The sequence below is a fragment of the Pseudomonas sp. H3_E04 genome (assembly GCF_054668915.1).
Window position 1 is genome coordinate 2,538,551 of record NZ_CP162797.1, and the last position, 16,632, is coordinate 2,555,182.

Sequence of the window (16,632 nt, forward strand, 5' to 3'; positions counted from 1 at the left end):
CTCGCTCCCACCTTTGAAATGCATTCCCCTGTGGGAGCGAGCCTGCTCGCGAAGACGCCGGAGCTGCTGACAGAAAACTATCTGGCAGAAACCCGATAAACCCGCTCAACCAACCAGTCAGCCCCGCCCTGCAGAAACTTCGGGCTCTCAGCCAGAATATCCCGCTCTTCCAGCTTCTCCACCTGCCACCCCTGGCCCAGCAACCGCTGCACCTCATCATCATTCACCGCAAACGGCGGTCCCGGGATCTGCGACTGATCGTAATCCAGGGTAATCACCAGCCCTTTCATTCCCGACGCCAGCAACTGCTGCAGATGTGCCGTGTAGCGCTGGCGCATCGCGTCCGGCAAGGCAATCAACGCGGCGCGGTCATACAATGCCGTGCAATCGGCGACATCTTCCGCCGTCAGCGCAAAAAAATCTCCGCACCACAGTTCGACGGCATCACTGCGATACACCTTGAATGCGCCCTGCTCGCTGATTTGCGGTTCAATCTTGTGCTCAACGAAAAAATCCTCGACGGCCCGTTCCGACAGCTCCACCCCGAGCACCTGATGCCTCTGCCCGGCAAGCCAAAGCAAATCCAGACTTTTCCCGCACAGCGGCACCAGCACACGCGCCGACGGTGCAATCGCCAGGTCAGACCAGTAGCGCTGCAAGTACGGATTGGCTGCGGGCTGATGAAAGCCGATCTGGTTCGAATCCCATTTCTTGTACCAAAACTCAGGCTGCATGGATCACTCCCGAAAAACCGATGAAAAACCGCAGAAACTTATATTAGATTCAGATCGATGATATGGCTGAAGATGGCTCATCTTAATCGTTCAGGAGCCCGTCCATGTTGCCCAGCCTGTTTATCTCCCACGGCTCGCCAATGCTGGCGCTGGAACCCGGTGCCAGCGGCCCGGCACTGGCGCGACTGGCCACCGAACTGCCGCGCCCCAAAGCCATCGTCATCGTCTCGGCACATTGGGAAAGTCAGGAACTGCTGGTCAGCAGCCATCCGCACCCGGACACCTGGCACGACTTCGGCGGTTTTCCCCGAGCGCTGTTTGACGTGCAATATCCGGCACCGGGCAATCCGCAGTTGGCCGCCGAAGTGGCTGAGCTGCTGAACGCCAATGACTTGCCAGCGCGGCTCGATCCGCAACGACCGTTCGATCATGGTGTTTGGGTGCCGCTGTCGTTGATGTATCCGCAGGCCGACATTCCGGTGGTGCAAGTCTCGTTGCCGAGTCGTGGCGGGCCGGCGTTGCAGACGCGGGTTGGCCGTGCGCTGGCGAGCCTGCGTGAACAAGGCGCTCTGCTGATCGGTTCCGGCAGCATTACCCACAACCTGCGCGAGCTGGACTGGCATGCCGGGCCGGAAAGCATTGAACCGTGGGCACGTGAGTTTCGTGACTGGATGATCGACAAGCTGGCCGCTGACGATGAGACGGCGCTGCATGATTATCGCCAGCAGGCGCCGAATGCGGTGCGTAGCCACCCGAGTGATGAGCATTTGTTGCCGTTGTATTTTGCTCGCGCTGCCGGAGGGGTTTTCAACGTGGCGCATCAGGGCTTTACGATGGGTGCGCTGGGTATGGATATTTATCGCTTCGGCTGACGTTATCGCTGGCAAGCCAGCTCCCACAGAGTGTTGTGTCGCCCGATAAACAGGCAAAAAAAATCCCCGAACCAGTCGGGGATTTTTTATGTGCGATCAATCAACCCAAGGGCGGATCAATCTTCGCGGTAGCGACGCAGCTTGAGCTGCTTACCGGCCACGCGAGTGTCCTTCAGTTTGGTCAGGAGCTTTTCCAGACCTTCTTCCGGCAGCTCGACGAGGCTGAAGCTGTCACGCACCTGGATGCGACCGATCGCTTCACGGGCCAGACCGCCTTCGTTGAGGATGGCGCCCAGCAGGTTTTTCGCAGCAATACCGTCACGCGCACCCAGCGCGGTACGGCAACGAGCACGGCCTTCGCCCAATGGCATTGGCGCGCGACGCTCGCGGTCACCACGATCAGGACGATCACCGGAACGCTCAGGACGGTCGCCACGCGGTGCGTTGTTCGGCACCAGTGGACGTTCCTTCTCGATCGCCGCCAGGTTCAGTGCTTGACCGTTGGTAGCCTTGCGCAGCAGCGCAGCGGCCAGTGCACGTGGGGTGCAACCGATGTCAGCGGTCAGACGATCAAGCAGCTCGCCGTGGGTCGATTCGGCATCACCCACCAGCGGCGACAGGCTGTTGGTCAGTTTCTTGATGCGCGCATCGAGAACTGCCTGAGCGTCCGGCAGACGTACTTCGGCAACCTTCTGCCCGGTTACACGCTCGATCACTTGCAGCATGCGGCGCTCACGCGGAGTCACCAGCAGCAGCGCACGACCTTCGCGACCGGCACGGCCGGTACGACCGATACGGTGCACGTAGGACTCTGGGTCGTACGGCATGTCAACGTTGAATACGTGAGTGATACGCGGAACGTCGAGACCACGGGCAGCAACGTCTGTCGCCACAACGATGTCCAGACGGCCATCTTTCAGCGAGTCGATCACACGCTCACGCTGGTTCTGGGCGATGTCACCGTTCAACGCGGCGGCTTTGTAGCCTTTGGCGTCGAGGGCGCTGGCCAGGTCCAGAGTGGCCTGCTTGGTGCGTACGAACATGATCAATGCGTCGAAGTCTTCGACTTCCAGCAGGCTGAGCACGGCCGAGGTTTTCTGGTCAGCGTGAACCAGCAGGTGAGCCTGTTCGATCGCGGTAACGGTCTGGGTCTTGGTCTGGATCTTGACGTGTTGCGGATCGCGCAGGTGGCGTTCGGCAATGGCGCGGATCGACTGCGGCAGGGTCGCCGAGAACAAAACGGTCTGACGGGTCGCTGGCAGAGCCTTGAAGATGACTTCCAGGTCATCCATGAAGCCCAGCTTCAACATTTCGTCAGCTTCGTCGAGAACCAGATGGTTCACGGTCGACAGGACTTTCTCGTCGCGACGCAGGTGGTCGCACAGACGACCCGGAGTGGCGACAACGATCTGTGCGCCATTACGGATTGCCTTGAGTTGCGGGCCCATCGGCGCGCCGCCGTAGACGGCCACGACCGTAACGCCTGGCATTTGCTTGGCGTAGGTTTCAAAAGCGGTTGCTACTTGCAGCGCCAACTCTCGGGTTGGCGCAAGGATCAGGGCTTGCGGTTCGCGCTTGGCAGGATCGATGCGGTGCAGAATAGGCAGTGCGAACGCGGCGGTTTTACCGGTACCGGTTTGCGCCTGGCCAATCATGTCCTGGCCGGCCATGATGATCGGGATCGATTGCTGCTGAATCGCCGAAGGCTCTTCGTAGCCGGTCGCTGCGACGGCTGCAAGAATATTCGGGTTGAGATTAAAAGCGGCGAATCCGCCGGTTTCCTGGGTCATGGGTCTGCCTCTAAGTGCATCCGCAAAGACCCATGCTCCAAAGCTGCGCATGCCGTGTTGAGACTCAAGAGTCGCCCTGGCAGCTTTGTCGGCGGGGATTTGCGAAAACGAATGAATGAAGATGAATCGTCAAGGAAGAGCCCGCAATGCGGACGTGCAGCCGAAGCTGACTTCGGGAAATGCGCTACCTAAACGCGGCCCGGTTAAAGGCCGGCGCGCACTATACCGGATTTCGCCCGAAAAGGGAGCTTTTTTTGTGGCCCTTATCGGTGTGTCACCGCCGTGTAACGGGGTTTTGCGGATAATCGCGCAACGGTCTATTTTGCAAAGGCCCGGCCCTGCGGGCGATGACGCTTAAACGGTTCACCGACCTGCGGCAAAGCGCCGCGCACCCTGCCCTTCCTGCTCGAGGATTTCGTCATGAATCAGCCCTGCGCCGGGCGCGTCAGCCGAGAACGTCGTGGTCACGTGCACCTGATCGGCCTCGATCGGGCGGCCAAGCGCAACGCTTTCGATATCGACCTGCTCAACGACCTGAGCCTGGCCTACGGCGAGTTCGAAGCCGACGGCGAAGCGCGGGTCGCCGTGGTATTCGGCCACGGCGAGCACTTCACCGCCGGGCTCGATCTGGTCAATGCCAGCGCCGCACTGGCCGAAGGCTGGCAGGTTCCGAGCGGCGGTTGCGATCCCTGGGGTGTTTTCGTCGGCCCGAGAGTGAGCAAACCGGTCATCGTCGCCGCGCAGGGTTACTGCCTGACCATCGGCATCGAGCTGATGCTGGCGGCGGACATCAACCTGTGCGCGAGCAACACTCGCTTCGCGCAGATGGAAGTCCAGCGTGGGATCTTTCCTTTCGGTGGTGCGACTTTGCGTTTTCAGCAGATCGCCGGCTGGGGCAATGCGATGCGCTGGTTGCTCACCGGCGATGAGTTCGATGCCCACGATGCGTTGCATCTGGGCCTGGTGCAGGAAGTGATGGCCAGTGAGGATTTGCTGCCAAGGGCGATTGAGCTAGCCGAACGGATTGCGCGGCAGGCGCCGTTGGGTGTGCAGGCAACTTTGCTGTCGGCGCGACAGGCGCGCTATGACGGTGAGACAGCGGCGGCGCAGGCGTTACCGGCGCTAGTGAAGAAGTTGCTGGCCACGGAAGATGCCCGGGAGGGGGTGCGGTCGTTGGTGGAGCGGCGTCCTGGGATCTTCAAAGGCATCTGAAGAATCTGCTGCCTGTCAGGGCCTCTTCGCGAGCAGGCTCGCTCCCACAGGGAGAATGCATTTCAAATGTGGGAGCGAGCCTGCTCGCGAAGGGGGCGGTACTGCCGACTTACGTCGCCGGGCGAATCGCGTTGATCAACGACTGCAACGAATACCCCAACTGCGGCGCCAGCGCTTCGGCCCGTTGGGTCAGCGCCTGCATGTCCAGCGTCTGATCGAGATCGGCCGGGACAATCAGAATCACGTTGCCCTCCTTCACCGGCAACTCCCAGTAGTGTCGGTGATAGAGCCCGCGCAACAACGCCGCGCCCAGCGGTTTGCCGTCGTCGGTGGCCCACTGGTTGATCACCAGCCAGCCGCCCGGATTCAAGCGCTTCTGACAATCACCGAGAAAACTCCACGCCAGATGGCCGACACCGGGGCCGACATCGGTATAGAGGTCGACGAAAATCAGATCCGCCGGCTCGGCAGTCGGCAGCAACTCAAGCGCATCGCCGACGCGGATGTACAAACGCGGATCGTCATCCAGGCCGAGATATTCGATGGCCAGGCGCGGCACGTCCGGGCGCAGTTCGATGGCTTCGACGTCTTCCAGCGGCAGAAACTTCAGGCAAGCCTGAGTCAGCGTGCCCGCACCCAAACCCAAAAACAGCGCGCTCTCCGGCTGCTCGTGGCACAGCGCGCCGATCAGCATGGCGCGGGTGTAGTCGTACTCCAGCCAGCTCGGGTCGGCAGTGAACACGCAGCTCTGCTCGATCGCATCGCCGAACTCGAGGAAGCGGTAATCGGCCACTTCCAGCACGCGAATCACGCCGAACTCATCCTGTACTTCGGCGAGCAGATGCTCGACGCGCTCCTCAGTCATTTCGTCTCCTGATGGTCACCGGGCGCGGTGACGCGATGGCACCGCTGTGGGGCCGTGGCAAAGCGGCGATTGTCGGCGATGGGGCGGGAGCAGGTCACGCACTAATTGCTGCTAACATGGCGCTTCCCTGCGTACGAACTTCGAGACCGTGATGAGCCAACCGTGGAGCCCTGACAGCTGGCGCGCCCTGCCGATCCAGCAACAACCGCAATACCCCGACGCCGCGCACCTGCGCCAGGTCGAGCAGACTCTGGCCAGCTATCCGCCGCTGGTGTTCGCCGGCGAAGCGCGCGAGCTGCGCCGCCAGTTCGCAGAAGTTACCCAGGGTCGCGCGTTTCTGTTGCAGGGCGGCGATTGCGCGGAAAGCTTCGCCGAATTCTCCGCCGCGAAGATCCGCGACACCTTTAAAGTGTTGCTGCAAATGGCAATCGTCATGACCTTCGCTGCCGGTTGCCCAGTGGTCAAGGTCGGGCGCATGGCCGGTCAGTTCGCCAAGCCGCGTTCGGCCAACGACGAGACCATCGGCGGCGTGACCCTGCCGGCCTACCGTGGCGATATCGTCAACGGCATCGGCTTCGACGAAAAGAGCCGCGTGCCGGATCCGGAGCGTTTGCTGCAGTCCTACCATCAGTCCACGGCGACCCTGAATCTGTTGCGCGCTTTTGCCCAGGGCGGCTTTGCCGACCTGCATCAAGTGCACAAGTGGAACCTGGATTTCATCGCCAACTCGGCGCTGGCCGAGAAGTACAGCCACCTCGCCGACCGCATCGATGAAACCCTCGCGTTCATGCGCGCCTGCGGCATGGACAGCTCGCCGCAACTGCGCGAAACCAGTTTCTTCACCGCCCACGAAGCGTTGCTGCTGAACTACGAAGAGGCCTTCGTGCGCCGCGACAGCCTGACCAACGATTACTACGATTGCTCGGCGCACATGCTGTGGATCGGCGACCGCACCCGCCAGCTCGACGGCGCGCATGTCGAATTCCTGCGCGGGGTGAACAACCCGATCGGCGTCAAGGTCGGCCCGAGCATGAACCCTGATGATCTGATCCGTCTGATCGACGTGCTCAACCCGGACAACGATCCGGGCCGCTTGAACCTGATCGCACGGATGGGCGCGAACAAGGTTGGCGATCACCTGCCAGCACTGATCCGCGCAGTACAGCGCGAAGGCAAGCAAGTGCTGTGGAGCTCCGACCCGATGCACGGCAACACCATCAAGGCCAGCAGCGGCTACAAGACCCGCGATTTTGCGCAGATCCTTGGCGAGGTGAAGCAGTTCTTCCAGGTGCACGAAGCGGAAGGCAGCTATGCCGGCGGCATTCACATCGAGATGACCGGACAAAACGTCACCGAGTGCATCGGCGGCGCACGGCCGATTACCGAGGATGGCTTGTCCGACCGTTATCACACCCACTGCGATCCGCGGATGAATGCTGATCAGTCGCTGGAATTGGCGTTTTTGATTGCCGAGACTCTGAAGCAAGTCCGGCGCTAGACCGCGTCGCCTCCCTTCGCGAGCAGGCTCGCTCCCACATTTGCAATGCATTTCCCTGTGGGAGCGAGCCTGCTCGCGAAAGGACCGGCTCAGGCACCCTCAATCTGCGCCAATACCCTCCGCAACCGTACCGCACTCTCGCGCTGACAATTCAACTGCACCCGCTCAAGCCCCAACCAACCCGCCATCCGCCGCAGATTCAGCGCCAGCGCCAGCATCCCCTCCTCGTCCAGCCCTGGCTCTTCTTCGTGCACCGCATGCACCGCCAACTGCTGCGCTGCCCGTTCGGCACGCAAATCAACCCGCGCGGCGATGCGTTCGTTGTGCAAAAACGGTAGCACGTAATAGCCGTAAACCCGCTTGGGCTGCGGTGTGTAGATTTCCAGGCGATAGCGGAAATCGAACAGGCGCTCGGTGCGGCTGCGCTCCCAGATCAGCGAATCGAACGGCGACAGCAGCGCACTGGCAATGACCTTGCGCGGGATTTTGGGCTCCGGCAGGCAATAGGCAATCTGCCGCCAATCGCCGACTTCGCACATCTGCAAATGCCCTGCCTCGACCAGTTCCGCCAGACGCGGCCGCGCATCCGCAGGGCTCAGGCGAAAATAATCACGCAAGTCTTTTTCCGTACCAACGCCCGATGCTTGCGCCGCATGCAACAGCAAACTGCGTTGCGCTTCGGCCTCGTCCGGCACGGGCTGCTGCAGAATCTCTGCCGGGATCACCCGCTCGGGCAAATCGTACAAGCGCTCGAAACCGCGTCGCCCCGCCACTGTGACCTCACCGGCGGCGAACAACCATTCCAGTGCATGTTTCTCAGCGCTCCAGTCCCACCATGGCCCGGCCTTGTCCTCGCGGGTCGACAGACTGCCCGCGCCCAATGCGCCCCGCTCCTCTACCGAAGTCAGCACGCGGCGAATGGTGTCCTGTTGTTCGCGACCGAACTTTGCCAATTGCTGGTAGATGTCCTCGCCGCGTCTGGCGCGCTGCATGCGCCAGCGCAGCAACGGAAACATCGACAGAGGCAGCAACGACGCCTCATGGCCCCAGTATTCGAACAGCGTGCGCCGACGCCCCGAACTCCAGGCAGCCTGGTCGATCAAGTCGGAAGGATAGGGACCGAGACGGGAAAACAGCGGCAGGTAGTGCGAGCGCACCACGGCATTGACGGAATCGATTTGCAGCAGGCCCAGCCGTTCGATCAGCCGGTTCAGATGATTGGCGTTGACGTTCGGCGGCTGGCGCCCGTTGAACCCTTGGGCAGCCAGCGCCAGACGTCGCGCCTGTTTGAGGGAAAAGGACACTGTCGCGGGCATTTATTCCTCCATGTCTGCTCGCAACCTACCTCACCTGAAAGGGGTTTGTGTAGCGATGGCCTCATCATTTATGCATCGGGTCGTCCCAGAACGGCCGCACGGTTTCGTGTTCGACATCGGCGCGGCTGATGCCGATGTCTTTCAACGCCTCATCGCTCAGACCGGCGAGCATTTCCCGCTCGCGGTGCAGCTCATACCAACGGCTGAATTTGTGCAGCAGATCGGACACGATATGGCCATGGCCGGCCAGCTGTTCTTCGTTCACATACTCTCTTTGACCTTTCATCGTCTTGCCTCCTTTTGTGGATGGCTCAAGTCTCGCGCCGGCGCTAAGATCAATCCAACGAATGTTTCTGATGGCATGCATCACGGAGATTCATCAATTGTCCGCCTACCCCAGTATCGATACCGATGTCCTGCGCACCTTCGTCGCGATTGCCGATCAGGGTGGTTTCACCCGTGCTGGCGAGATGGTCAACCGTACCCAGTCGGCGGTGAGCATGCAGATGAAACGCCTGGAAGAAGACGTGTTGCAGCGCCAACTGTTCGAGCGCGATGGCCGTCAGGTGCGGCTGACGGCTGAGGGCCAGGTGCTGCTCGGTTACGCGCGACGCATACTCAAACTGCACAGTGAGGTGTTCAACACCCTGCGCGAACCGCACATGGTCGGCACCGTGCGCATTGGTACGCCGGATGATTATGTGATGCGTTTTCTGCCGGGGATCCTGTCGCGGTTCGCGCAGTTCTATCCGCTGATCCAGATCGAGGTGCATTGCGAATCAAGCAAACAGTTGCTGCAACGCACCGATCTGGATTTGTCGATCGTCACCCGTGAACCGGGCAACGAGATCGGCCAGTTGCTGCGCAAGGAGCGCTTTGTCTGGGCCGAGGCGCAGAATTTCAGCGCTCACGAACAGACGCCGCTGCCCTTGGCGATGTTCAACAGTGATTGTTTCTGCCGCTTGTGGGCGTGCAATGCGCTGGACGCGATGGGCCGCGATTACCGCATCGCCTACAACAGCAGCAGCCTGTCGGCGCTGATGGCCGTGGTCAGCGCGGGGCTGGCGATCACCGCGCAACTGGAGAGCCTGATCACCCCGGACATGCGCATCCTCGGCGCCGCTGAAGATCTGCCGCTGTTGCCCGAGGCGAGCATCATGCTGATCCGCAATCTGAATAATCCGTCGCCGATCACCGAGTGCCTGGCCGAGCACATCGTCGAGGGCTTCAAACTTTAAACGCGAGCATCACCGCACACAGCACCAGGAACCCGCAGAACAGCCCACGCAGAATTTTTTCCGGCATGGCGTGGGCCACTTTCACGCCCCAACTAATGCTGAGCAGACCACCGACCGCCAGAGGCAGGCCGATCATCCAGTCTACTTCGTGGTGTACGGCGTAAGTCACCAGTGTGACCCCGGTGCTCGGTAGGGCCAGCGCCAGCGACAATCCTTGAGCGACCACTTGGCTGGTACCGAACAGGCTGGTCAGTACCGGTGTGGCCACCACTGCGCCGCCGACGCCGAACAAACCGCCCATGGTTCCCGAGGCGGCGCCGAGCACGCCCAGCCACGGCCACGAATAGCGCATCTCGGCAGTCGGCGCTGGGCGCGGGCCGAACATCTTCAACAGGTTGTAAGCCGACAGCGCCACCAGAAAGGCAACAAAGCCGATGCGCATGGTCTGCGCATCGATGCCCACCGCCCAGATCGAGCCGAGCCAGGCAAAGCAGAAACCCATCACCGCCAGCGGCAGTGCGTGGCGCAATTCGATGCGAATGCGCTGGTGATAACGCCACAGCGCCAGCATCACGTTCGGTACGACCATCACCAGCGCCGTGCCTTGGGCGATCTGTTGATCAAGCCCAAACCACACGCCGAGCAACGGAATCGCAATCAAGCCACCGCCAATGCCAAAGATCCCGCCCAATGTGCCAAGGGCAGCGCCGAACAGCAGGTACAACAGAAAATCCATCACAACGGTAATCCTCTAACGACAGGCAACCAATGCTACGCACTCGCGCCTAGCGGGGAAACGCACAGCAACGCACAATGGCTGTGCCGATTTTGCACAAGCGTGGTTTCGCATGAATCCCAATCAATTGACCGATCAACTCGGTCTGTTCCTCGATGTGCTGGAGAGTGGCAGCTTTTCTGCCGCTTCGCGCCGTCATCCGCTGACACCTTCCGCCGTGGCGCGACGCATCGACAGCCTGGAAAGTGCTGTTGGCAGCCAGCTGTTCGTACGCAGCACCCACGCCGTACTGCCGACTTCGGCCGGACTGGCCTTTGCCGAACGGGCGCGGCGGATCATCGCCGAGTTGCAACTGGCGCGTGCCGAGGCGGTGTCGTTGAGCAGCGCACCGGGAGGCCTGATCCGCATCGATGCGCCAGCAGCCTTCGGGCGGCGACATCTGGCGCCGGTGATTGCCGACTTTCTCTTGCTGTATCCGGGATTGGATGTGCAGATGCATCTGATCGACAGCTTCAGCGACATGGCCGGCAGCAGCTTGGGCAAGGTCGATCTGGTGCTGCGTACCGGGCAGTTGGCTGATTCGCGCCTGGTCGCCACGCCACTGGCGAGCATGGTCCGCGTGGCCTGCGCCAGCCCTGACTATCTCAAGCAGCGTGGCGTGCCTGAGCATCCGGCGCAGTTGAGTGAACACGACGGGCTCGACTGGGAAGGCCTTGCGCCGCCCTTTGCCTGGAAATTCGAAGTGGACGGACAAATGCAACTGCACCGGCCATCGCGGGTGCGCCTGAGCGCCAACAATGCCGAAGCCCTTGCGTGTGGCGCGGCGGCGGGTCTGGGCGTCGCACACTTGCCAACCTGGCTGGCCAGCGAATACCTGCTGCGTGGCGAACTGGTGCCGCTGTTTTGTGAAAATGGCCTGCCGCCGCCGGAGTCCACCGGCATTTACGCGCTGCGCATGGAACAGCAGGTCCATTCGCGCAGTCGGTTGTTGCTGGAATACCTGAAAAGCCGCTTCAGCCCGGTGCCGCCATGGGATCTGGCGTTGCAACGGCAATTCGCCCGGCACTGACACCGGACATATTTATCTGGCGCCTTAAAGATTCGAGCGCTAGATTAAAAAACGATCAACGATCAAGGCTTTGACATGACTTCCGAAAGCGACAACTGCGACGACCTTCTCCTCGACAATCAGGCGTGCTTCGCCCTGCACTCGACCTCGCTGATGATGACCAAGGTCTACAAGCCGCTGTTGCAGGCGCTGGGCCTGACCTATCCGCAGTATCTGGCGATGATGGTGTTGTGGGAGAAGGACGGTCTGACTGTCGGAGAAATCAGCGCACGCCTGCTGACCGATCCGGGCTCCCTGACGCCATTGCTCAAACGCCTGGAAGCCGAAGGCCTGCTCAGCCGCACCCGCAGTCGTGAAGATGAGCGGGTGGTGATTGTCGAACTGACCGCAGCGGGCCGCGCCTTGCGCGACAAGGCACAGAGCGTGCCGCAGTGCATTCTTGGCGCCAGTGGTTTCACCCTGGAGCGTCTGCAGAAGTTGCAGGCCGAGCTGCAAGCGCTGCGCGGACATCTGCAAGACAGCCTGAATTAAGCCCCACCACATCCCCCCTGCGGGAGCGAGCCTGCTCGCGAAAGCGGTGCATCAGTCGAAGCGGATGTCGCCTGAAACGGCGCCTTCGCGAGCAAGCTCGCTCCCACACTGATTTCAACGCCAACAAAAAATATTTTTCACGCCTGAATTTCCTCGCCAAGCGCTCTAAATCAAGCCTCACGCTCCCCTTCCATACCCTGCCTTTAAGCAAAACGCGCTTCTTTTCGAAAATTTATCTTGCGCACTAAACATTAGCGCTATACATTCTCTTCACACCTACTTAGCGCGCAAACAATTAGCGCGCAAAACCACAACCAATGAGGCTCACACCATGCAAACTCTCTACACCGCAATCGCAACTTCCACTGGCGGCCGTGACGGTCGTGCGATCTCCAGCGACAACGTACTCGACGTCAAACTGGCCACCCCGAAAGAACTCGGCGGTGCTGGCGGCGCGGCGACCAACCCTGAGCAACTGTTCGCTGCCGGTTACTCGGCCTGCTTCATCGGCGCACTGAAATTCGTCGCCAGCCAGACCAAGCGCAAGATTCCTGACGACGCGTCGATTACCGCCCATGTCGGCATCGGCCAGATCCCTGGCGGTTTCGGTCTGGACATCGATTTGCACATCAGCCTGCCGGGTCTGGAACAAGCCGACGCGCAGTCGCTGGTCGACGCCGCTCACCAGGTCTGCCCGTACTCCAACGCCACCCGTGGCAACGTCGATGTGCGCCTGCACGTGACCGTGTAATCACTCAAGCCCCCGGCCCGAACAAGGAAATTGAACATGAACACTTTCAGCAAAGTCTTGACCGGTACCCTTCTCGCCCTGTCGGTGCACAGCGCTTTTGCCGGTGACGTCGAACACAACACCCAGGCATTCCTCGATGCGCTGAATTCAGGCAGCGGCAAGCCGATTGAGCAACTGTCGCCCAAGGATGCTCGCGCCGTGCTGGTCGGCGCGCAGTCCGGGGTCAAACTGACGCTGCCCAAAGCCGATGTCAGCGAGAAGACCATCCAGGTCGATGGTCAACCGCTGAGCCTGACCATCGTCCGGCCGGCCGGGGCCAAGGGTGAGCTACCGGTGTTCATGTTCTTCCACGGCGGCGGCTGGGTGCTGGGGGACTTCCCGACTCACGAACGTCTGGTGCGCGATCTGGTGGTCGGTTCGGGGGCAGCGGCGGTCTTCGTCAATTACACGCCTTCGCCGGAAGCGCATTACCCGGTGGCGATCAACCAGGCCTACGCTGCGACCAAATGGGTGGCGGAACACGGTAAAGAGATCAATGTCGACGGCAAGCGCCTGGCCGTGGCCGGCAACAGCGTCGGCGGCAACATGGCCGCAGTGGTAGCGCTGATGGCCAAGGACAAAGGCACACCGGCGATCAAATTCCAGGTGTTGCTGTGGCCGGTGACCGATGCCAACTTCGACACCGGTTCGTACAACCAGTACGCCGAAGGGCACTTCCTCACCCGCAACATGATGAAGTGGTTCTGGGACAACTACACCACCGACGCCAGGCAGCGCAACGAGATCTACGCCTCACCACTGCGCGCCACCACCGCGCAACTCAAAGGTCTGCCGCCTGCACTGGTGCAGACTGCCAGCGCCGACGTGTTGCGTGACGAAGGCGAAGCCTATGCGCGCAAACTCGATGAGGCCGGGGTTCCGGTAACGTCGGTGCGCTACAACGGCATGATCCACGATTACGGTTTGCTCAACGTGGTCAGCCAGGTACCGGCGGTGCGTTCGGCGATGTTGCAGGCGTCTGAAGAACTGAAGCAACACTTGAAATAACCACAGTCCCATTGTGGGAGCAAACCTGCTCGCGAAAGCGTCCAGTCAGACAGCGCTTGATTGAATGACACACCGCATTCGCGAGCAGGCTCGCTCCCACATCGGATCGGTGTGAAACGCAAAGCGCAGGCACAAAAAAACCCGACTCAATGGTCGGGTTTTTTCTTTCCGCAAAAAGCAGTGCTTATTTGGCACGGCCTTTGTAGGAACCGCCTTCGCGGGTATCGATCTCGATCATGTCGCCGATTTCGATGAAGTCGGCAACCGACAGCTCGGTACCGTTCTTCAGTTTGGCAGGCTTCATCACCTTGCCGGAAGTGTCACCGCGAGCGGAACCTTCGGTGTAGTCAACCTGACGCACGATGGTGGTCGGCAGTTCTACGGAAACCAGACGCTCTTCGAAGAACACGGCTTCGCAAACGTCGGTCATGCCTTCTTCAACGAAAGGCAGAACGCTTTCGATGTCTTCGGCGTTCAGTTCGTACATGGTGTAGTCAGTGGTGTCCATGAACGTGTAGGTGTCACCGCTGATGAACGACAGGGTGGCTTCTTTACGATCCAGGATCACGTCGTCCAGTTTGTCGTCCGCACCGTAAACGGTTTCGGTCTTGTAACCGGTCAGCAGGTTCTTCAGCTTGGTCTTCATGATCGCGCTGTTACGGCCCGACTTGGTGAATTCAGCTTTCTGAACCAGCCAAGGATCGTTGTCGATACGGATCACGGTACCGGGTTTGAGTTCTTTACCAGTTTTCATTGCGAATATCCGAATTTGGATGGGATTTACAAAAATCTAGGCCGCGTATCATATCCAATTTACATAAAACTGTACCAGCGCCGTGGCAAGATCAGCCTGCAAGGCCTGTTCCAGACACCATGCTTCGGCGTTCTCCTCGAGTTCAGGCCAATGATTTCGCACCGCCAGCCAGTGCTCGCCGATCGGTTGCCCGGCGCTCCACGCTCGCCACAGACCGTTCATCGCCTGCGCCGCAGCGGGCGAAAGGCCGTGAGTGTAGAGCGCAAGAAAAGCATCGAGCTTGTCCAGATGGATGTCGTCGTCCTGCTGATAGATGTGCCACAGCATCGGCCGCCCCGCCCATTGCGCGCGAACGAACGAGTCTTCACCGCGCACCGCGTTGAAATCGCAGCACCACAGCAGATGGTCGTATTGGTCCTGACGGACGAACGGCAGCACTTGCACGGTCAGAGACTCGCGCACGTGAATCGCGCCGACCGCCAGGGTGTCCACCTCCAGCCAGCGCGCCACATCGCCGAGAATCCGCCCTTCGGGCACCAGCAGGTGGGTCGGCCGTGCATCGGCCGCCAGCACATCCAGCCAACTGGCCAACCCGGGGTTTTCATAAGCAAACAGCGAGATCAGTTGCGCGTTCGGAGCAGGATCGATACCCAAGGCTTGCAGGAAATGTCGCTGGGCCGGCCGATCCTGCTGAAACTGCCGACGCTGTTCGAGCAGTCCGCGTTCGCGCAGCAGGCCTCCGGTGCCCGGCTTGAAGCCCGGAAAGAAGAAGAACTTCTGCACCGATTTGTATTTCACCGACGGCAAGCCGTGGCAACCGGTGACCCAGTCTTCGGCGCTGAGATAATCGAGGTTGAGCCACAGTGGTGGCGTTTCACGCACGGCCATGCTGTCCATGTAGTCGGCGGGCAACTGACAGGCGAAGGCGGCGATGACGACATCGGCAGCGTCGGCGTGCAGCCATTCGCTCGGCCACTGACGCACCTCGACCCCCTGCTGCCACTGCTGCGCAAGATCGATATCGATCTCTGGGCAAATGCGCTCGAACGCGCGCAGATCATCCACCCACAGGCGCACCGGCAAGGCATGTTCGGCCACCAGTTGCCGGGCCAGGCGCCAGGTCACACCGATGTCGCCATAATTGTCGACTACGGTGCAGAAAATATCCCAGCGGGGTTTCGCTTCAGGCATGCCGTTCTCCCGTTGGCAAAAAACCTCGATTGTCCGCATAAATGCGCTCGCGCAGAAGAGCCGACGGCGATTAATCTTCGTGCGACAATCGCCACTTGCCCGCAACCATCCGCCAGGAGGCCGCCATGCCCTATCGCCCGAATTCGCGTCGTCCATTGCCTGTTCAGCTTAGCGTGCTGCAGCTGACCGGCAGCATTGCGCTGGGCCTGTGGCTGGGCTTCCTCGCCATTGCGCTGACCTGCTGGCTGTTTTCGCGCTTCATCTTCCCCGAGCAACTGGCCCAGGTGGCTCAAGCGGTGCAGCAATCGACCAATCCGCCAGCAACCATCCAGCCACAGCCAGACGTTGCGCCGCCGCCAACGCCAATGTTCCAACAGTACGAAGAAAACCTGCGCAAGAATGAACAGCAAGCCCGACTGGATCAGGCGCGCGCCAATTCGCGCAATGCGTCCAATCCGAAATGCCAGTTCTGGCTGCAGCAGGACCAGACCGCGCCGACCGAAAAGAGCCGCGCCAACGTTTTGCAATTCTGCGATTGATCATGAACAAACACAGCGTCCACCAATTGATTCTCGACAAGCTGCGCATCGACCTCGACATCGCCGAACGCGCCGCGCAAACCGCTTACGAAACCGCGACCCACGAAGAAAATATCGCCGAAAACAAGTACGACACGCTGGGGCTGGAAGCGTCGTATCTGGCGGCGGGTCAGGCGAAACGGGTTGAGGAGATTCGTCAGTCACTGGCGCTGTGCCAGAACCTGACGTTGCGTGCCTACGATGAAAATCGCGGCATCGAAGTCGGCGCCCTGCTCGGTCTGGAGGACGAAAAGGGTCGCGAGCAATGGCTGTTTCTGGCGCCGGATGCGGCGGGACTGAAAGTCGACGTGGTGGGTCAGCCGATCACCGTCATCACCCCGCGCTCGCCGCTGGGCAAAAGCCTGCTGGGCAAGTTCGAGGGCGATGAGGTGGAGATTCTGGTGGCGGGCACCCGGCAACAGTTTGCTGTCACCGAGGTGCTCTGAAGCG

Annotated in this window: 18 protein-coding genes; 10 read left to right on the forward strand and 8 right to left on the reverse strand. The window is 60.7% G+C overall.

Features of this window, described 5'->3' with window-relative positions; all coding sequences use genetic code 11:
* Window positions 1-77: 77 nt before the first annotated feature.
* Window positions 78-734, reverse strand: coding sequence for a thiopurine S-methyltransferase (locus AB4N53_RS11320; protein WP_460120541.1), 657 nt, complete (start codon window positions 732-734; stop codon window positions 78-80).
* 104 nt (window positions 735-838) lie between these two features.
* Here AB4N53_RS11320 and AB4N53_RS11325 point away from each other — a divergent pair, with 104 nt between their 5' ends.
* Complete coding sequence (locus tag AB4N53_RS11325; protein ID WP_460120543.1) at window positions 839-1,606, forward strand: DODA-type extradiol aromatic ring-opening family dioxygenase; 768 nt, start codon at window positions 839-841, stop codon at window positions 1,604-1,606.
* A gap of 116 nt (window positions 1,607-1,722) precedes the next feature.
* Here AB4N53_RS11325 and AB4N53_RS11330 read toward each other — a convergent pair whose 3' ends face one another.
* Window positions 1,723-3,396, reverse strand: coding sequence for a DEAD/DEAH box helicase (locus AB4N53_RS11330; protein ID WP_039759894.1), 1,674 nt, complete (start codon window positions 3,394-3,396; stop codon window positions 1,723-1,725).
* Window positions 3,397-3,816: 420 nt separating this feature from the next.
* Here AB4N53_RS11330 and AB4N53_RS11335 point away from each other — a divergent pair, with 420 nt between their 5' ends.
* Window positions 3,817-4,608, forward strand: coding sequence for a crotonase/enoyl-CoA hydratase family protein (locus AB4N53_RS11335; RefSeq protein ID WP_460120546.1), 792 nt, complete (start codon window positions 3,817-3,819; stop codon window positions 4,606-4,608).
* A gap of 109 nt (window positions 4,609-4,717) precedes the next feature.
* Here the strand turns inward: AB4N53_RS11335 and AB4N53_RS11340 are convergent, their stop codons facing one another.
* Window positions 4,718-5,473 carry a spermidine synthase gene (locus AB4N53_RS11340; protein ID WP_217878617.1) on the reverse strand — a complete coding sequence of 252 codons (756 nt, stop codon included), beginning with the start codon at window positions 5,471-5,473 and terminating at the stop codon, window positions 4,718-4,720.
* Window positions 5,474-5,624: 151 nt separating this feature from the next.
* On the opposite strand from AB4N53_RS11340, the gene AB4N53_RS11345 reads away from it, so the two are divergent.
* Window positions 5,625-6,971: a class II 3-deoxy-7-phosphoheptulonate synthase gene (locus AB4N53_RS11345; protein ID WP_038861070.1), complete on the forward strand. Its 1,347-nt coding sequence runs from the start codon at window positions 5,625-5,627 to the stop codon at window positions 6,969-6,971.
* A gap of 89 nt (window positions 6,972-7,060) precedes the next feature.
* Here the strand turns inward: AB4N53_RS11345 and AB4N53_RS11350 are convergent, their stop codons facing one another.
* A complete protein-coding gene (locus AB4N53_RS11350) occupies window positions 7,061-8,287 on the reverse strand; it encodes a winged helix-turn-helix domain-containing protein (RefSeq protein ID WP_460120550.1) in 1,227 nt (408 codons plus the stop codon).
* Window positions 8,288-8,351: 64 nt separating this feature from the next.
* Window positions 8,352-8,573: a DUF1127 domain-containing protein gene (locus tag AB4N53_RS11355; protein ID WP_460120553.1), complete on the reverse strand. Its 222-nt coding sequence runs from the start codon at window positions 8,571-8,573 to the stop codon at window positions 8,352-8,354.
* 97 nt (window positions 8,574-8,670) lie between these two features.
* On the opposite strand from AB4N53_RS11355, the gene AB4N53_RS11360 reads away from it, so the two are divergent.
* Window positions 8,671-9,525 (forward strand): LysR substrate-binding domain-containing protein, encoded by an 855-nt coding sequence (locus AB4N53_RS11360; RefSeq protein ID WP_172667885.1) that lies wholly within the window; start codon window positions 8,671-8,673, stop codon window positions 9,523-9,525.
* Here AB4N53_RS11360 and AB4N53_RS11365 read toward each other — a convergent pair.
* Complete coding sequence (locus AB4N53_RS11365; RefSeq protein ID WP_460120556.1) at window positions 9,515-10,261, reverse strand: sulfite exporter TauE/SafE family protein; 747 nt, start codon at window positions 10,259-10,261, stop codon at window positions 9,515-9,517. The two genes, AB4N53_RS11360 and AB4N53_RS11365, sit on opposite strands and share 11 nt — an antisense overlap.
* A 112-nt stretch (window positions 10,262-10,373) precedes the next feature.
* Here AB4N53_RS11365 and AB4N53_RS11370 point away from each other — a divergent pair, with 112 nt between their 5' ends.
* The 4 genes from AB4N53_RS11370 (at window position 10,374) to AB4N53_RS11385 (ending at window position 13,659) form a co-directional block, all read left to right on the forward strand.
* The gene (locus AB4N53_RS11370) at window positions 10,374-11,330 is read left to right on the forward strand and encodes a LysR family transcriptional regulator (protein WP_460120558.1); all 957 of its coding nucleotides are present in this window, start codon (window positions 10,374-10,376) and stop codon (window positions 11,328-11,330) included.
* Between the two features lie 75 nt (window positions 11,331-11,405).
* Window positions 11,406-11,861: a MarR family winged helix-turn-helix transcriptional regulator gene (locus AB4N53_RS11375; RefSeq protein ID WP_460120559.1), complete on the forward strand. Its 456-nt coding sequence runs from the start codon at window positions 11,406-11,408 to the stop codon at window positions 11,859-11,861.
* A 331-nt stretch (window positions 11,862-12,192) separates the two neighbouring features.
* On the forward strand, window positions 12,193-12,612 hold the full coding sequence (locus tag AB4N53_RS11380; protein WP_007940002.1) for an organic hydroperoxide resistance protein: 420 nt from the start codon (window positions 12,193-12,195) through the stop codon (window positions 12,610-12,612).
* 36 nt (window positions 12,613-12,648) lie between these two features.
* Complete coding sequence (locus AB4N53_RS11385; RefSeq protein ID WP_460120561.1) at window positions 12,649-13,659, forward strand: alpha/beta hydrolase; 1,011 nt, start codon at window positions 12,649-12,651, stop codon at window positions 13,657-13,659.
* A 184-nt stretch (window positions 13,660-13,843) separates the two neighbouring features.
* Here the strand turns inward: AB4N53_RS11385 and AB4N53_RS11390 are convergent, their stop codons facing one another.
* The gene (locus AB4N53_RS11390; protein ID WP_003226785.1) at window positions 13,844-14,413 is read right to left on the reverse strand and encodes an elongation factor P; all 570 of its coding nucleotides are present in this window, start codon (window positions 14,411-14,413) and stop codon (window positions 13,844-13,846) included.
* A 48-nt stretch (window positions 14,414-14,461) separates the two neighbouring features.
* Window positions 14,462-15,604, reverse strand: a complete 1,143-nt coding sequence (gene earP, locus AB4N53_RS11395; protein ID WP_460120563.1) for an elongation factor P maturation arginine rhamnosyltransferase EarP — start codon at window positions 15,602-15,604, stop codon at window positions 14,462-14,464.
* A gap of 125 nt (window positions 15,605-15,729) precedes the next feature.
* Between earP and AB4N53_RS11400 the strand changes: the two genes are divergently transcribed.
* Both AB4N53_RS11400 and AB4N53_RS11405 read left to right on the forward strand, forming a co-directional pair.
* On the forward strand, window positions 15,730-16,143 hold the full coding sequence (locus AB4N53_RS11400; protein ID WP_460120565.1) for a hypothetical protein: 414 nt from the start codon (window positions 15,730-15,732) through the stop codon (window positions 16,141-16,143).
* Between the two features lie 2 nt (window positions 16,144-16,145).
* A complete protein-coding gene (locus AB4N53_RS11405; protein WP_042607891.1) occupies window positions 16,146-16,628 on the forward strand; it encodes a GreA/GreB family elongation factor in 483 nt (160 codons plus the stop codon).
* The last annotated feature ends 4 nt before the right edge of the window (window positions 16,629-16,632 follow it).

Excerpts from the sequence above, each read along its gene's own strand:
- AB4N53_RS11335 (WP_460120546.1), top strand. The coding sequence starts at position 3,817 with ATGAATCAGCCCTGCGCCGGGCGCGTCAGCCGAGAACGTCGTGGTCAC.
- AB4N53_RS11370 (WP_460120558.1), top strand. The coding sequence starts at position 10,374 with ATGAATCCCAATCAATTGACCGATCAACTCGGTCTGTTCCTCGATGTG.
- AB4N53_RS11345 (WP_038861070.1), top strand. The coding sequence starts at position 5,625 with ATGAGCCAACCGTGGAGCCCTGACAGCTGGCGCGCCCTGCCGATCCAG.
- AB4N53_RS11405 (WP_042607891.1), top strand. The coding sequence starts at position 16,146 with ATGAACAAACACAGCGTCCACCAATTGATTCTCGACAAGCTGCGCATC.
- AB4N53_RS11390 (WP_003226785.1), bottom strand. The coding sequence starts at position 14,413 with ATGAAAACTGGTAAAGAACTCAAACCCGGTACCGTGATCCGTATCGAC.
- AB4N53_RS11400 (WP_460120565.1), top strand. The coding sequence starts at position 15,730 with ATGCCCTATCGCCCGAATTCGCGTCGTCCATTGCCTGTTCAGCTTAGC.
- AB4N53_RS11350 (WP_460120550.1), bottom strand. The coding sequence starts at position 8,287 with ATGCCCGCGACAGTGTCCTTTTCCCTCAAACAGGCGCGACGTCTGGCG.
- AB4N53_RS11355 (WP_460120553.1), bottom strand. The coding sequence starts at position 8,573 with ATGAAAGGTCAAAGAGAGTATGTGAACGAAGAACAGCTGGCCGGCCAT.
- AB4N53_RS11325 (WP_460120543.1), top strand. The coding sequence starts at position 839 with ATGTTGCCCAGCCTGTTTATCTCCCACGGCTCGCCAATGCTGGCGCTG.
- AB4N53_RS11330 (WP_039759894.1), bottom strand. The coding sequence starts at position 3,396 with ATGACCCAGGAAACCGGCGGATTCGCCGCTTTTAATCTCAACCCGAAT.
- AB4N53_RS11380 (WP_007940002.1), top strand. The coding sequence starts at position 12,193 with ATGCAAACTCTCTACACCGCAATCGCAACTTCCACTGGCGGCCGTGAC.
- AB4N53_RS11365 (WP_460120556.1), bottom strand. The coding sequence starts at position 10,261 with ATGGATTTTCTGTTGTACCTGCTGTTCGGCGCTGCCCTTGGCACATTG.
- AB4N53_RS11340 (WP_217878617.1), bottom strand. The coding sequence starts at position 5,473 with ATGACTGAGGAGCGCGTCGAGCATCTGCTCGCCGAAGTACAGGATGAG.
- AB4N53_RS11375 (WP_460120559.1), top strand. The coding sequence starts at position 11,406 with ATGACTTCCGAAAGCGACAACTGCGACGACCTTCTCCTCGACAATCAG.
- AB4N53_RS11320 (WP_460120541.1), bottom strand. The coding sequence starts at position 734 with ATGCAGCCTGAGTTTTGGTACAAGAAATGGGATTCGAACCAGATCGGC.
- earP (WP_460120563.1), bottom strand. The coding sequence starts at position 15,604 with ATGCCTGAAGCGAAACCCCGCTGGGATATTTTCTGCACCGTAGTCGAC.
- AB4N53_RS11385 (WP_460120561.1), top strand. The coding sequence starts at position 12,649 with ATGAACACTTTCAGCAAAGTCTTGACCGGTACCCTTCTCGCCCTGTCG.